Origin of the sequence: Kitasatospora putterlickiae (genome assembly GCF_039527695.1) — a bacterium.
GTDB classification, from domain to species: Bacteria; Actinomycetota; Actinomycetes; order Streptomycetales; family Streptomycetaceae; genus Kitasatospora; species Kitasatospora putterlickiae.
Genome location: NZ_BAAAKJ010000175.1, coordinates 1 through 2,533, shown reverse-complemented (window position 1 = coordinate 2,533; position 2,533 = coordinate 1). Strand labels below are relative to the sequence as shown.

1 protein-coding gene and 1 pseudogene are annotated in these 2,533 nt (G+C 71.5%); both read right to left on the bottom strand.

What is annotated here, in order from left to right:
- Positions 1-51 precede the first annotated feature (51 nt).
- Positions 52-1,480, bottom strand: a pseudogene (gene ptsP, locus ABD308_RS17625) (phosphoenolpyruvate--protein phosphotransferase); the annotation flags it as partial.
- Between the two features lie 100 nt (positions 1,481-1,580).
- A complete protein-coding gene (locus tag ABD308_RS17620; protein ID WP_344335433.1) occupies positions 1,581-2,030 on the bottom strand; it encodes a PTS sugar transporter subunit IIA in 450 nt (149 codons plus the stop codon).
- Between the last annotated feature and the right edge of the window lie 503 nt (positions 2,031-2,533).

Here is a 2,533-nt window from a genome sequence, read left to right as displayed (position 1 = left end):
CATCGGCCGATCAGTGGAAGAAGTGGCGGGTACCGGTGAAGTACATGGTCACCCCGGCCTCGGCGGCGGCCGCGATCAGGTCCAGCAGCGCCGGCTGCCACGGGTCCTGCAGCCGGGCCAGCGCACCGACCTGCCGGTCGGCGGCGAAGGTGTACTGGGCGAGGTCGTTGGTGCCCAGCGACAGGAACTCGACCTCCTGGAGGATCGAGCGGGCCCGCAGCGCGGCCGACGGAATCTCTACCATCGCACCGAACTTGGCACTCAGCCCGGCCTCACGACACGCCTCGGCGAACTCCTTGGCGTCCTTGCGGTCGGCCACCATCGGGGCCATCACCTCAAGGTGCACCGGCAGGCCCTCGGCGGCCTTCGCCAGCGCCCGCAGCTGGGTCCGCAGCACCTCCGGGTGCTCCAGCAGGGTGCGCAGACCGCGCACCCCGAGCGCCGGGTTGGGCTCGTCGGCCGGGGTCAGGAAGTCCAGCGGCTTGTCCGCGCCCGCGTCGAGCACCCGGACGACGACCCGGTTCTCCGGGAACGCCTCCAGCACCTTGCGGTAGGCCTCGACCTGCTTCTCCTCGCTGGGCGCCTTCGCGGAGTCGTCCAGGAAGAGGAACTCGGTGCGGAACAGCCCGACGCCCTCGGCGCCCGCCTCCAGCGCGGCCGGCAGATCGCCCGGACCGCCGACGTTGGCCAGCAGCGGCACCCGGTGCCCGTCCGAGGTCGCGCCCGGGCCGGAGGAGGCGGCGAGCGCCGCCTTGCGCTCGGCGGCGATCCGGCGCAGCTCCTCCTTCTTCTCCTCGCCCGGCTCGACCAGCACGTCACCGGAGCTGCCGTCCACGGCGACGACCGTGCCCTCGGCGACCTCGGTCGCCCCCGGCAGCGCGACCACGGCCGGCACGCCCATGGCCCGCGCCAGGATGGCGCTGTGGCTGGTCGGCCCGCCCTCCTCGGTCACGAAGCCCAGCACCAGCGTCGGGTCCAGCAGCGCGGTGTCGGCCGGCGCCAGGTCCCGGGCGAACAGCACGTACGGCTCGTCGCTGTCCGGCACACCCGGCATCGGCACACCCAGCAGCCGGGCGACGATGCGGTTGCGCACGTCGTCCAGGTCGGCCACCCGGCCCGCCAGGTACTCCCCGGCGGAGGCGAGCAGCGCCCGGTAGGCGGCGAAGGCGTCGTAGACGCCGCGCTCGGCGCTGCTGCCGACCGCGATCCGGCGGGAGACGTCGGCGATCAGCTCCGGGTCCTGCGCCATCAGCGCCTGGGCCTCCAGCACGGCCTGGGCCTCGCCGCCGGCCAGGTTGCCGCGGGCGATCAGGTCCGCGGCCACCGCCTCGACGGCCGCCTCGGCGCGGGCCTGCTCACGCGGAGCGTCCTCGGTCGGGATCTGAGTGGCCGGCGGCTCCAGCACCGCCGTCCCCATGTGCCGCACCTGGCCGATCGCGACCCCGTGGCTGACACCCACGCCGCGCAGCGTCTTCTCCATGTCTGTCTCCGTGAGAGAGGCGGCCCCGCCGGGTACCGCTGTGTGCCGGGCCGCCCCGACCGGGCGGTGGGGGCGGATGTGTCGGGTAAGAGGGGAGGGGTCAGCTCCAGTCGAACAGGGCGTCGCCGACGGCGACCTCTCCGACCTCCAGGACCGAACCCAGCGCCTCGGGCGAGGCCTCCAGCGCGACGATCGGCGAGATCGGCGACTTGCCGGCGGCCTCGACGGCGGCCGGGTCCCACTTGATGACGGCCTGGCCGCGGGTGACGGTGTCGCCCTTGCTGACGAGCAGTTCGAAGCCCTCGCCGTTCAGCTGGACGGTGTCGATGCCCAGGTGGGTCAGCACACCGTGCCCGTCCGCGTCGACGACGACGAACGCGTGCGGGTGCATGGACACGACCACGCCGTCCACCGGGGCAACGGCTTCGGTCTGCTCGCGCACCGGGTCGATCGCGGTGCCCGGGCCGACCATCGCGCCCGAGAACACGGGGTCCGGCACGCCGGCGAGCCCGACGACCTTGCCGGTAAGCGGCGACGTCACAGTGGTCATGGTTGAGCCTCCCAAGTGCGCAGTACAGGCGAGCGGCCGCGAACGCGGCAGGGCGATCGACTGAAGCCTAAATCATGTCAACTTCGGACATCCGCTGACATTCCCGGGCAACCAGCCCTGCCGGTCGCCCGCACCAGCCGGCCATCTCGCCGACCGCTAGTGGTCTAGTCCTCTTGGCCGATGCGCCGCACTCTACAGGCATCTTGGCGAATCGGGACCATTGCTGTATATGCTCGCGAGAGCAACAAATCACGCGTCCGGGCGGGTGACTCCCCGGCGTGGCCGATTCGCGCTCCGGCCGAGGACCCGCTATGGTTGGTCGGGTCGCCGCGAGTCGGCGGTTAACACCAGATTTCCGATGCGAAAAGCGCCGGTTAATCACCGGAAAACGGATCTGGTAAGCTGGAAACACGAAAGAACGAAGCGCCCGGAGGGCTGGTGTGAAAGCCGCCTGATGGAAGCGTCCGTTCCTTGAGAACTCAACAGCGTGCCAAAAGTCAACG